This is a genomic window from Thermoactinomyces intermedius (assembly GCF_013912365.1).
Lineage (GTDB): Bacteria > Bacillota > Bacilli > Thermoactinomycetales > Thermoactinomycetaceae > Thermoactinomyces > Thermoactinomyces intermedius.
In genome coordinates, this window is sequence record NZ_JACETT010000021.1 from 1 (window position 1) to 12371 (window position 12371).

At 50.7% G+C, this 12371-nt stretch carries 11 protein-coding genes; 10 read left to right on the forward strand and 1 reads right to left on the reverse strand.

Annotated features, from left to right (window positions below):
• The first annotated feature begins 252 nt into the window (after positions 1–252).
• On the forward strand, positions 253–1650 hold the full coding sequence (gene bcaP, locus H1R82_RS05300) for a branched-chain amino acid transporter BcaP (RefSeq protein ID WP_374189110.1): 1398 nt from the start codon (positions 253–255) through the stop codon (positions 1648–1650).
• Between the two features lie 51 nt (positions 1651–1701).
• Here bcaP and H1R82_RS05305 read toward each other — a convergent pair whose 3' ends face one another.
• On the reverse strand, positions 1702–3342 hold the full coding sequence (locus H1R82_RS05305) for a putative polysaccharide biosynthesis protein (RefSeq protein WP_181730796.1): 1641 nt from the start codon (positions 3340–3342) through the stop codon (positions 1702–1704).
• A gap of 186 nt (positions 3343–3528) precedes the next feature.
• Between H1R82_RS05305 and H1R82_RS05310 the strand changes: the two genes are divergently transcribed.
• The 9 genes from H1R82_RS05310 to rsmB all read left to right on the forward strand — a co-directional run bounded on the left by H1R82_RS05310 (position 3529) and on the right by rsmB (position 12280).
• Positions 3529–4422: a YicC/YloC family endoribonuclease gene (locus H1R82_RS05310; protein ID WP_181730795.1), complete on the forward strand. Its 894-nt coding sequence runs from the start codon at positions 3529–3531 to the stop codon at positions 4420–4422.
• 114 nt (positions 4423–4536) lie between these two features.
• Positions 4537–4803: an extracellular matrix/biofilm regulator RemA gene (remA, locus tag H1R82_RS05315; protein ID WP_037994904.1), complete on the forward strand. Its 267-nt coding sequence runs from the start codon at positions 4537–4539 to the stop codon at positions 4801–4803.
• A 13-nt stretch (positions 4804–4816) separates the two neighbouring features.
• Positions 4817–5425, forward strand: coding sequence for a guanylate kinase (gene gmk, locus H1R82_RS05320; protein ID WP_181730794.1), 609 nt, complete (start codon positions 4817–4819; stop codon positions 5423–5425).
• 18 nt (positions 5426–5443) lie between these two features.
• The gene (gene rpoZ / locus H1R82_RS05325) at positions 5444–5638 is read left to right on the forward strand and encodes a DNA-directed RNA polymerase subunit omega (protein WP_037994899.1); all 195 of its coding nucleotides are present in this window, start codon (positions 5444–5446) and stop codon (positions 5636–5638) included.
• A gap of 198 nt (positions 5639–5836) precedes the next feature.
• Positions 5837–7042, forward strand: coding sequence for a bifunctional phosphopantothenoylcysteine decarboxylase/phosphopantothenate--cysteine ligase CoaBC (gene coaBC, locus H1R82_RS05330; RefSeq protein WP_181731204.1), 1206 nt, complete (start codon positions 5837–5839; stop codon positions 7040–7042).
• A complete protein-coding gene (gene priA / locus H1R82_RS05335) occupies positions 7032–9479 on the forward strand; it encodes a primosomal protein N' (RefSeq protein WP_181730793.1) in 2448 nt (815 codons plus the stop codon). The genes coaBC and priA overlap by 11 nt, the downstream gene beginning before the upstream one ends.
• Positions 9480–9505: 26 nt before the next feature.
• Positions 9506–9976 carry a peptide deformylase gene (gene def / locus H1R82_RS05340; RefSeq protein WP_181730792.1) on the forward strand — a complete coding sequence of 157 codons (471 nt, stop codon included), beginning with the start codon at positions 9506–9508 and terminating at the stop codon, positions 9974–9976.
• 20 nt (positions 9977–9996) lie between these two features.
• The gene (gene fmt, locus H1R82_RS05345) at positions 9997–10920 is read left to right on the forward strand and encodes a methionyl-tRNA formyltransferase (protein ID WP_181731203.1); all 924 of its coding nucleotides are present in this window, start codon (positions 9997–9999) and stop codon (positions 10918–10920) included.
• Positions 10913–12280, forward strand: coding sequence for a 16S rRNA (cytosine(967)-C(5))-methyltransferase RsmB (gene rsmB, locus H1R82_RS05350; RefSeq protein ID WP_181730791.1), 1368 nt, complete (start codon positions 10913–10915; stop codon positions 12278–12280). The genes fmt and rsmB overlap by 8 nt, the downstream gene beginning before the upstream one ends.
• Positions 12281–12371: the final 91 nt, after the last annotated feature.

Sequence of the window (12371 nt, forward strand, 5' to 3'; positions counted from 1 at the left end):
TATATAAATAGTTTTATTTGAAATCATATTAAGGTTTTTGTTCCAAAAAGGATGAATTGTTGGAAAAATGGATAAAGTCGAGCAACGAAAGGGGTGGCTTATTTTTATTTCACCAGTGTATTTTGAAATATTCAAATAAAAAAACAATGACGTTTTTGTGATGGTTGACGGATTTCGGGACAAAATGAGAAAAGCTGTGACGACTGATTGATTTGATCGAAATGGATGCCCTATATACAGGAGGAGAGACAGGTGAATTTATTCCGAAAAAAAGATATTTCCAATGCACTTGCAGAGTCACAAAAAGGAGGAAAATTAAAGCGGGATTTAGGGGCCTTTGATTTAACCATGCTTGGAATCGGGGCAGTCATCGGCACAGGCATCTTCGTGCTGACGGGGGCCGGTGCACTCAAAGCGGGTCCGGCCCTTGCCGTTTCTTTTGTCATTGCCGCCATCGCCTGTGCGTTTTCGGCACTGGCTTATGCTGAATTCGCATCGATGGCTCCGGTTTCAGGATCTGCTTATACGTACAGCTATGCAACCTTGGGAGAAATTATCGCATGGATTATCGGTTGGGATTTGGTCTTGGAATATTTGTTTGCAGTCAGTTCGGTTTCGGTGGGTTGGTCTGGTTATTTTCAATCCTTGCTGGGTGGTTTTGGCATTCATTTTCCGGATGCACTGACCGCGGCACCCGGAGCGGTGGAAGGAGTCACGACCTATTTTAATTTGCCGGCATTTTTGATTGTCATGATCATTACGTTTTTGCTCTCGCGCGGAATCACGGAGTCTAAAAGGGCCAATAATATCATGGTGATCATTAAAGTGGCCGTGGTTTTGCTCTTTATCATCGTGGGGGCATTTTATGTGAAGCCGTCCAACTGGGAGCCGTTTGCCCCGTTTGGATTTGATGGGATTTTTTCCGCAGCCGCTCTGGTCTTCTTTGCTTTTATCGGGTTTGATGCGGTGGCTGCAGCTGCAGAAGAAACACGGAATCCCAAACGGGATTTGCCGATCGGTTTGTTGACCTCGCTTGGGATTTGCGCCTTGCTGTATGTGATTGTCACGCTGGTGATGACGGGGATCGTTCCGTATCAGGAGTTTGCCAAAGACCTTTCCCACCCGATTTCGCTGGCCTTGCAGAAAGCGGAGCAAGATTGGTTTGCCGGTGTGATCGATCTGGGGGCCATCATGGGGATGACCACCGTGATTTTGGTGATGCTTTACGGGCAAACCCGGATTTTCTTCTCCATGTCCCGGGACGGTTTGTTGCCAAAAGCGTTTTCCTGGGTTCATCCCAAATATAAAACACCGTACACCAGCACTTGGATTATCGGAACCATTGCGGCTTTTGTCGGAGCGCTTCTGCCTCTGGATAAATTGGCGGAACTGGTGAACATCGGAACGCTCTTTGCATTTACGGTCGTTTCGCTCGGCGTGATTATCCTGCGCTATACCCAGCCCGATTTTCCGCGCCCGTTCCGTTGCCCGGGAGTTCCGGTGATTCCGGCCATTGCCATTTTTGCCTGTTTGTTCTTGATTTCCAATCTGGCGGTCTTTACCTGGATTGCCTTTGCCGTCTGGTTTGTCATCGGACTTATCATTTACTTCACCTATTCCCGGAAGCATTCTTTGCTAAATCAACAATAAACCAAAATAAAAAAGGCATCTTCGGTTTGCGAAGATGCCTTTTTGTATTTTTTATGCAGTGATCCCCGGTTTTTCCGGTCTCAACAGCCCGGTTTTTTTCAGGAAGGACAAAATCAGATGGCCTTTGGGGAGAAGGCGGATTTCATTTTCGCCGATGGTTCGCGTCATCAATAAGAAAATGCCGTAGATGAGAATGCCCAAAATCCCCAAAACAACGCTCAGCAAGGCGTTGGATATGCGCGAAATGTGCAATGGATCAATCCATTCGGTTGTCAAGGTATACAAGCCGATTAAAAAGATCCCCATCAATCCGCTGCACAGGGCCGGTTTGACAAACTGACGCGTGACATCGACTTGAATGCCGGTTTTTTTGACCACCATCCAAGTGTTTAAAAAGCAGACGACGATATAGGCCAAAACCATGGAGACGGCGGAGCCGGTAATGCCAAACCACGGCACGAAGACGAAATTTCCGGCCATTTTGCAAACCGCTCCGATCATCAGATGGCGAACCGGCAATTTGTTGTATCCCATTCCCTGAAGGATGCCGGAACTGGTGACCGCCAGGGTGCTGAAAATGGAGGAGAAAGCCAGAACGGACAAGGTCAAGGTTCCACTGTCGTTTTGATACATCATGATATTTAACGGCCGGGCTAAAATGACGAGGCTGATGACGGACGGCAAGCTGACAATCAAGGTCATCAACCAGGCTTGTTTGACTTTGTGCTCAACCGCTTTCATCTCCTGTTTGGCAATATGAGCGGAGATGGTGGGAATGAGCGCCAACGTCAATGAAGAGGAAAAGGTCGAAATCACATTGACAAAAGGTTCCCCGCGTCCGTAAATCCCGAACAGGGTGTTGGACATGCTTTCCGAATATCCCATATTCATCAGTAACCTCGGGACCGTGAAGGAATCAATCAAACCGATCAACGGCAGGACCAGCGAGCCGAGTGAGATCGGCAAAGCATAAAGCACGATTTGTTTGGCCAACCGGCCCAAGGGCTCTTTCGGTTGGGTGTCTGACACCGTGGTGACGGGTTCCTTTTTGAGTTTTTTTACATCCCGGAAGTTATACCAGAGCACGACGGCCAGTCCGCCCAGCGCCCCGGCAAAAGCTCCGGAAGTGGCTCCGGCGGCGACCAGTTCCTGCGAAAATTGCGCTTCCACCATCCAGTATGTAAGGCCGATTACCACACCCACGCGAATGATTTGTTCCACAACCTGTGAAATGCCGGTCGGCATCATTTGTTGGTGTCCTTGGAAATATCCGCGGTAAACCGCCATCACCGGAACAATCAAAATGGCCAGGGCCAAAACTTTCAAGGAAGATTCGGTCGGCGGGTTGTCAAGCAGCACATGGGATATGAATCGGGCTCCGAAGAATAAAATGCAAAAGGCGACCAATCCGGTCAGGCTCAAAATGATGGAAGCCGCTTTAAGAACCCGCCGGGCACCCGGATGATCCCCTTTGGCCAGCCGTTCCGCGACAAATTTGGAAACGGTGATCGGGATTCCGGCGGAGGCGATCATGAGCAAGATCGTGTAAAATGGGAAGGATATGCGATAAAGACCAACGGTTTCGTCCCCGGCAATGTTTTGAAACGGGGCCCAGAACAAAGCACCGATAATTTTGGTGAACAACGTTGCAATGCTTAATATGACGGTTCCTTTGACGAGTTTATTTGCCATTTTCCTTCTTCCTTTAATTTTAAAATTTATATGGATTTATTCTATCAGGAATCCGTCCGGAAGCATACAATTGATTGGGCAAGAATCGTAAAATAAAATGAAATTCTGCGCCCATCCTCCGTTTGATTTCACCGTGGCAAGTTCATTATCATTAAGATGAACAATGAGATGGAGAGGGCTGGATAGATGGGTACGATAACGAATGCAGTCAGTATGACGGGATATGGACGCGGCGAAATCGAAAGGGACGGAGTCCGGATTGTCACCGAGATTCGCACGATGAACCATCGTTTCCTCGATATGGTGATCCGCATGCCAAACGGGTGGATGGTGCTGGAAGATCTGATCCGGAAAAAAGTCCAGCAAGCGATCCGCAGAGGCAGAGCGGATATTTTTGTCACCATCGAAGGGATGAAGCCCCCCGAACGAAAAGCGGAAGTGGATTGGAACCTGTTGGAGAGTTTTATTTCTGCCGGCAAAACTTTAAAAGAAAAATGGGGGATCGCTCCCGGATTGACCATGGCGGATTTGATCAACAAGCCGGAGCTGTGGCTGATTGAGGAAGTGAAGCCGTCGGTGGAGGAGTATGAAGAGTCCGTATTGGCTTCGGTGGAGATGGCTTTGACGTCTTTGAAAAAAATGCGGAGACAAGAAGGCATCCATTTGAGCCGGGATCTGATGAAGAGAGTGGACCGCCTGGATGAATATGTGGGGGAAATGGAAAAACTCGCTCCGGAGGTGAGCCGGCATGTCGGAACCAAATTGCGGAAGCGGCTTGAGGAATGGCTGGGACATTCTGACATCGATCCCGACCGGATCTTGACAGAAGCGGCAATTTGGGCGGAAAAAGCGGATATCACCGAAGAGTTGACCCGCTTGAAAAGCCATCTTGACCAATTCCGGCACACGCTGGAAATCGAAGAGCCGATCGGGAGGAAACTGGATTTTTTGATCCAGGAAATGAACCGGGAAGTCAACACCGTCGGCTCCAAAGCCAACTTAAAGGCGATCAGCAAGTATGTCGTTGAATGCAAAAGTGAACTGGAAAAAATGAAAGAACAGGTGCAAAATATTGAGTAATACATTGATTATTAAGGGGAAACGGTCTAAAATAGCGTAGTAGGTAATCAATGGTTTCAGAAATTCAGGCTCTTTCCCAACGAATATTGACCATGGGTGAGGAGGCACTTTGATTTGGGTATTAAATTAATCAACATTGGATTTGGAAATATTGTATCTGCCAACCGTATTGTCTCGATTGTCAGTCCGGATTCGGCACCGATCAAACGGATCATTCAGGAAGCGAGGGAACGCGGAGTCCTGATTGATGCAACATACGGACGCCGGACCCGGGCGGTCATCATCACGGACAGCGACCATGTCATTTTATCCGCGGTTCAGCCGGAAACGGTGGCTCACCGTTTGGCAAACAAAGAGCAACATGAAGAAATTGTGGAGTAGGAAGGGCTTTGAGATGAAAGCAAATTATGTCAATGAAGGGCTTTTGGTTGTGATTTCCGGACCTTCCGGTGTCGGGAAAGGAACGGTTTGCAAAGCATTGCGCGAAATGATGCCCGAACTGACGTATTCGATTTCCGCAACCACCCGTTCCCCCCGTGAAGGCGAAGTGGATGGAGTCAACTATTTTTTCAAGTCCGTCCAAGAGTTTGAAAAAATGATCGAAGAAGATGAGCTGATTGAATGGGCGCAATATGTGGGAAACTATTATGGCACGCCCCGGCGTTTCGTGGAGGAGATGCTGGCAAAAGGTCAGGATGTCGTTTTGGAAATTGAAGTGCAAGGCGCCATGCAGGTGAAGGAAAAATATCCGCAAGGCATTTTTATCTTTTTGGTTCCCCCTTCGTTTGAAGAGTTGCGCCAACGGATCATCCACCGGGGAACCGAAAGCGAATCGGTGTTGAACCTCCGGCTTGAAGCGGCAAGCGATGAATTGAAACAAATCGATCAATACGATTATGTCGTCATCAACGATGAAGTGGACAAAGCTTGCGAACGAATCCGCGCCATTGTGATGGCGGAACATTGCCGGACGGACCGGTTGAAAATCAGTGAAGACGCGTAGTGGATGGAGGGTTTGATCATGTTATATCCATCAATCGATTTATTGATGCAAAAAGCGGACAGCAAATATTCTTTGGTGGTGTTGGCGGCCAAACGTGCCCGGAGCCTGTTGGAAGGTGAAAGCACGCAACTGGAGCCCAAATCCCAAAAATATGTGGGAATGGCTTTGGAAGAGATTGCAGCGGATATTCTCGTCCCGACATCACGCGAATGAAAAATAACAACCTGTACAGGTTGTTATTTTTCTATGTGGCACTCATCCTTCAGTTCGGATTCATTTACAGCGGTTGTGGACGGGAGCCTGTGGTGGTGACAGAGGGCAAAACAGTGCGTTTGGATCCGGTGCACCGTGTCACGCGGTGCCCGGCGTTTGGCCCCGATTGCGAACGGATCGAAGAGGGGAGGAAACATCATCGTGAAGGGAAAACGAATTGGATTGGGCATCACCGGAGGCATTGCAGCTTACAAAGCGGCGACAGTGGCAAGTCAGTTGACCCAGCGCGGAGCGGATGTCCGTGTCATCATGACCGGGTCAGCGACAAAGTTTATCACTCCTCTCACCCTGCAGGTGTTATCGCGGAACCATGTAACGGTGGACATGTTTGACGAGCACCGGCCGGAAGTGGTGAATCATATTGATCTGGCGGATCATGCCGATTTGTTTGTGATTGCCCCGGCCACGGCCAATATCATTGCCAAGCTGGCTCACGGGTTGGCCGATGACATGTTGTCCACCACATTACTTGCGACCCGGGCGCCCGTTGTTTTGGCACCGGCGATGAACGTCAATATGTATGAAAACCAAGCAGTGCAAGAAAATATCGCGATCCTGAGAAAAAGGGGCTTTTCGTTCATTGAACCGGGTGAAGGACAACTGGCATGCGGTTACGTCGGTAAAGGGCGCATGGCGGAACCGGAACAAATTGTGGAGTGGGTGGAGCACTTTTTCTCCAACCGCCGACTTTTGGCGGGAAAAAAGGTTTTGATTACGGCCGGCCCCACATTGGAACCGATTGATCCGGTCCGCTATATCTCCAACCATTCTTCGGGAAAAATGGGATTCGCCTTGGCGGAAGCGGCCCGTGAGGCAGGAGCGGAAGTGATTTTGGTCACCGGCCCTGTCTCCTTGAAAACGCCTCCCGGGGTCCAACGGGTGGATGTCCGGCGAACGAGCGAAATGAAAGAAGCTGTCCGGAAGCACTTGCCGGAGGTGGATGTGATTTTCAAGGCGGCCGCCGTTTCGGATTACCGCCCCAAAGAATTCATGGAACAAAAAATGAAAAAAACCAAAGATGAGATGACGTTAAACCTGGTCAAAACGGAAGACATCGCCAAATGGGTCGGAGCGCACAAAAAACCGCATCAACTGTTTGTGGGATTTGCCGCCGAAACCGAAAATCTGGAAGCTTATGCAAGTGACAAATTAAAACGAAAAGGGATGGATTACATTGTGGCCAATAATGTAACCATGCCCGGAGCCGGATTTGGCAGCGACACCAATATTGTCACGGTGTATGACCGGCACGGAAAAGTTTTTTCCCTGCCCCGGATGAGTAAATTGGAGGTGGCACGGAAGTTGATGACCTTGGTTGGGGACTGGTTTGCAAATGATTGCTGAAGTGATCGTGGATGTGCCGGCTCAGGCCTTGGACCGCCCGTTTGATTATTTGATTCCGGAAGAGCTGGAACCGGACATCCGTGTGGGCAGCCGGGTCCATGTTCCTTTCGGGAACCGCAAACTGATCGGATATGTTGTGAAAATCAAAGAGAAGGCGGAAGCCAAGCGGGTGAAACCAATTATTGAGGTGATGGATTTCATTCCGCCTCTTACGCCCGAACTGGTTGAACTGGCCGCCATGATGGCGGAAGAATATATGTGTCACACGATTACCGCTTTGCAATCCATGGTGCCGGCGGTTTTGAAGGGGAAGTACCAAAAAGTGGTTCGCTATGCGGATCCTGCGGACGAGCCGGCCGGCGATCTGTCTCTGATTGATTGCGAACCCTTTTTGACCCGGTTGAAAGAGAAAGGCGAGTGCACTTGGGATGAGGCGTTATCACTTGGCATGAGTGCCTCCCGTCTGCGGAAACTTGCCGCCGGCGGGCGGATCATTCTGGAAGAAAGAGTGGGGGACCGGGTGACCCGGAACAAGGTGACCTGGGTGTTTCCCAAAAGCAGGGGAGTGCTGCACCAAGCTTTGGAGGGATTGAGCAAAAGGGCAACACGCCAGCGGGAAGTGCTCCGGTATTTTCTGAATCAAGAAAGCGGGATTCCGCTTCCCCGGTTGCTCAGTGAGCTTCAAGTATCCCGTTCGACGGTGCAAAGCCTTGTCCAAAAAGGAATATTAGTGGAAGAGGAGCGGGAAGAATTCCGGGATCCTTACCGGCATCAACAATTTCAAAAAACCCAGCCGCTTCCTTTAACCGGTGAGCAGCAGAAGGCTTATAATACCATGATGGAATCCATCCATGACCAAAAGCCCCGTACCATCTTGTTGCAAGGGGTGACCGGAAGTGGAAAAACCGAAGTTTATCTTCAGGTGATTGCGGAAGTTTTGCGGCGGGGGCGGGAAGCGATTGTGCTGGTTCCGGAGATTTCCCTCACCCCGCAGATGGTGGAACGGTTCAAAGGCCGCTTCGGAGATCAGGTGGCGGTTTTGCACAGCCGTCTGTCCGGCGGCGAACGGTATGATGAATGGCGAAAAATCCGCCGCGGGGAAGTGAAAGTGGCCATCGGTGCCCGGTCCGCCATTTTCGCACCGTTTCAACAGCTGGGATTGATCATTATTGATGAAGAACATGAGTCTTCCTATAAACAAGAGGAAAATCCCAAATATCACGCGCGGCATGTTGCAGAGTGGCGGATTCAAAAACATGGGGCGACTTTGGTGTTGGGTTCGGCCACGCCGTCGTTGGAGAGTTACAAACAAGCTTGTGAAGGGCGTTTTCACCGGGTGGAGTTAAAAGAACGGGTTCACGGACGCCCGTTTCCGGAGATGAAAGTGGTGGATATGCGAAAGGAGCTGGCCGACGGCAACCGGTCGATGTTCAGTGCATGTTTGCGTCAGGAACTGACCCGGTGCCTGGAGCAAAATGAGCAGGCGGTGTTGTTTTTAAACCGGCGCGGCTTTTCCACCTTTGTCATGTGCCGGGAATGCGGTGAATCGGTGATGTGTCCCCATTGTGACATTTCGTTGACTTATCACCAGACCAACCGGACGGTGCGTTGCCATTATTGCGGATATGCGGAGCGTGTGCCGGAAGTCTGTCCGTCATGCGGCAGCAAATATATCCGTCATTTCGGTGTCGGAACGCAAAAAGTGGAGCAGGAATTGGTCCGCCATTTTCCCGGCATCCGCGTGATCCGGATGGATGTGGACACCACCAGTCGCAAAGGGGCGCACGAACAGCTCTTGAGTCAATTCGGGAGAAAGCAGGCGGATGTTTTGCTTGGAACCCAGATGATTGCCAAAGGGCTGGATTTTCCGGATGTGACCTTGGTGGGAGTCATTGCGGCAGATTCGATGCTTCATTTGCCCGATTTCCGCTCGGCGGAACGCACCTTTCAATTATTGACCCAGGTCAGCGGCCGGGCCGGAAGGCATGAGAAGCCGGGAAAAGTGGTGATCCAAACCTACAGTGCCGATCACTACAGCATCCGGATGGCGGTCAACCGGGAGACGGAACGTTTTTACCGGCAGGAAGCGGAAGTCCGCAAAAAACATTTTTATCCTCCTTATTGCGGATTGTTTTCTTTTTTGATCAGTCATCCGGACCGGGTGAAAGTGATGCGTGCGGGGCAAGAGCTGGCTTTTCACCTCAAAAAGGATTTTCCGTCCGACTGTGAGCTTTTGGGACCGGTACCGGCTCCTATTCCGCGGATCAAAGACCGTTACCGCATGCAAATGTTGATTAAATATCCGCCCGGCAGCCCATCCATCCGGTGGTTGAAACACCGGGTACGGGAAATGCTTTATTCGATGGAGGATCCCCAACTGAAAATCAGTTTGGACCGGGATGGAATGGAATCATTGATTCCGGTCACTGCTTTATAAAGAAAAGACAGGAAAGGAGCTTGATGATGGCGATTCGCAACATTGTTCAATACCCGGATCCGGTCTTGAAGAAAAAAGCCCGTCCGGTTCAGAAATTCAACGCACGGCTTCACAAACTGCTCGATGACATGGCAGAAACCATGTATGATGCAAAAGGTGTCGGATTGGCGGCCCCGCAAGTCGGGATATTAAAAAGAGTGATTGTGGTTGATGTCGGGGAAGGGTTGATTGAAATCGTCAATCCCGAAATCGTCGAAAAGAAAGGGGAACAACTCGCCCCGCCGGAAGGGTGCTTGAGCATTCCAAACCTGTTGGGGGAAGTGCGGCGGGCACAATGGGTGAAAGTCACCGGGCAGGACCGGGACGGAAATCCGCTCGAACTCGAAGCGGAAGGCTATTTGGCCCGGGCCTTGCAACATGAAGTGGATCATTTAAACGGTGTATTGTTTATCGATATTGCTGACCGCGTATTCCGTCCGGAGGAGGAATTGGATTGAGCAAAGCCAGAGTGTTATTTATGGGCACGCCGGATTTTGCCGTGCCCTCTTTGCGTGTGTTGCTGGAAGAGAAAGAGCAGGTGGAAGTGATCGGGGTGGTGACCCAGCCGGATCGCCCCAAAGGAAGAAAAAAAGTATTGACGCCGCCCCCGGTCAAGGTGGAAGCCTTAAATCATGATCTGCCGGTGTTCCAGCCGCAAAAATTGAGATCGGAGGAAGGCATCCGTCGGGTTTTGGAACTGCAGCCGGATTTGATTGTGACCGCGGCATACGGTCAAATTTTGCCGGAACCTGTTTTAGAAGCCCCCAAATACGGATGTATCAATGTTCATGCCTCGTTGTTGCCCAAATACCGGGGAGGCGCTCCGATCCACCATGCCATCATCAACGGGGAAAAGGAAACCGGAGTGACGATCATGTACATGGTCAAAGCGTTGGATGCCGGAGACATGCTCTTGCAACGGGCGATTCCGATCACTTCTGAGGATAATGTGGGGACCATGCATGATAAATTGGCAAATCTTGGCGCAGAATTATTAAAAGAAGTTCTTCCTTCCATTCTCGACGGCACGGTGCAGGCCGTTCCGCAAGATGATGAGCAGGCGACGTTTGCCCCCAATATCACCCGCGAAGATGAAAAAATCGACTGGAAACGTTCCGCCCGGGAACTGGATTGTCAAATCCGCGGCTTGTGCCCGTGGCCGGTTGCCTATACCATGTGGAAGGGAAAACCGTTTAAAATTTGGAAGGCTTCGGTGGTGAATGAAGAAACGCAAGACGAGCCCGGCACGGTGATCCGGTTGGATGCCGACGGCATTGTGGTGGCCACCGGCAACGGAATGTTGCGATTGACGGAAGTACAGCCTTCCGGAAAAAAACCGATGTCGGCCAAGCAATTTATCAACGGCCGGCAGATGAAGGCAGGAGATCGGTTCGGTGACTAAACAAAGGGAGGGCAATGCCCGGGAAACCGCTCTTTCCATTTTGGAGAAATGGGAAGAAAGACAAGCATACAGCAATTTGCTTTTGAATCAGGTGCTGCAAGCGTCCCCGTTGAATGAAAAGGACAAGCGCCTGGTGACCGAACTGGTTTACGGAACGATCCAACGAAAAAACACACTGGATTGGATATTGAACCAGTTGGTGAAAAAAGGCGTCGGCTCTTTGGAGCTCTGGGTCCGCCAACTGCTCAGGCTCGGTATTTATCAATTGCTTTATCTGGATAAGATTCCGGAGCGGGCGGCGATTTACGAAACGGTGCAAATCAGCAAAAAGAGGGGGCACCGGGGCATCAGCGGACTGGTCAACGGGGTGTTGCGTTCTTTTTTAAGGAACCGGCGCCGCCTGACACCGAAAAAAAATCCGCAAACCCTGGCGGAAAAAGCGGTTTCGTATTCTCATCCCGGGTGGATGATCGAACGGATGGAACAGGCATACGGGGAGGAAGAGACAAAAGCGGCATTGCTTTCCAATCATCATCCTCCCCGGGTGAGTGTCCGGGTGAACCGGCTGAAGATGGATCGGGATGTTTTCATCAAAGAGTGGAATGCAACCGGAAACGGCCGGGCGGAGGCATCCGGGATCGCACCGGAAGGCGTGGCGATTTCAGGCGGTGGAAACCCGGCGTTCACCCCGTGGTTCCGGGAAGGGTATTGCACCATTCAAGATGAAAGTTCGATGCTGGTGGCGCGTGTTTTGGCACCGGCCCCCGGCATGAAAGTGTTGGATGTCTGCGCGGCTCCCGGGGGGAAAACGACGCATCTGGCGGAATTGATGAAGAATCAGGGACACATTGTGGCCTGTGATGTCCATGACCACAAACTTTCCCTGATCCGGTCCAATGCTTCGCGACTGGGAATAGATATCATTTCCGTCCGCCAATTGGATGGGCGGAACCTGCCCGGATCATTTCAACCGCATTCGTTTGATGCCGTTTTGCTGGATGCCCCCTGTTCCGGATTGGGGGTGATCCGGCGCAAACCGGATTTAAAATGGGGCAAAGAAGCGGAGAATATTGAGGCATTGGCACAGTTGCAAAAAGAGTTGCTGGATGCGGCTGCCCCGCTGCTGAAACCGGGCGGGGTTCTTGTGTACAGCACCTGTACTTGGGAACCGCGTGAAAACCGGGAGCAGGTGGAGTCCTTTTTAAAAAGGCATCCGGATTTTTCCGGTGACAACACTTGGAAGGAAGAATTGCCGGATCCGGTGAAAAGCCGGGTTCGTTCAGGGGACGGTTGGATTCAAATCCTGCCGCACGATTTTCTGAGTGACGGTTTTTTTATTTCACGGATGATCAAACATTGAAAGGTTCAGGGCGATGCGCCCATGTGCCGGAAATCAGCGGGAACAACATCCCGCTGATTTTTTTATTCCATCCCCCGATGCATGATTTCCC